Raw genomic sequence first — 381 nt, forward strand, 5'->3', positions numbered from 1 at the left:
GGACCGGTCGCCGCGCCTCCGGGTCGGGGCCGTGGCCTTCGCCTGCCGGGTCAGTTTGGCGAGGCGCTTGGCCGAGGCGTCGGTGCTCTGCTCGACGGCCACGTACTGCTCCTGCGGGTCCAGGAAGCCCAGGTGCCAGGCGTTGCCGTCCATCCGGTCGAAGGTGACCGAGGTCGCGCGCCACTTCTCGGGGAGCCCCGCGGGCGCGGCGACCGGGTACGGCGCCGCGGGGCGGGCCGTGGCCGTCTCCACGCGGTAGTCGACCACCCGCGTCGGGTCGGCCTTCTCGTCGTGCGGGATGAACATGTATATCCCCGCGACGACGACACCGATCACCGCCAGCGATCGGACCATGTCCCAAACCGTCTGCTTGCCCTTCAT

General features: G+C 71.7%; 1 protein-coding gene. It reads right to left on the reverse strand.

The window, feature by feature from the left end:
- A partial coding sequence (locus G3I71_RS49980; RefSeq protein WP_164325629.1) for a DUF4245 family protein occupies window positions 1-381 on the reverse strand: 381 nt, incomplete at both ends.

The organism is Streptomyces sp. SID12501, from assembly GCF_010550245.1.
In the GTDB taxonomy this organism is placed as follows: domain Bacteria; phylum Actinomycetota; class Actinomycetes; order Streptomycetales; family Streptomycetaceae; genus Streptomyces.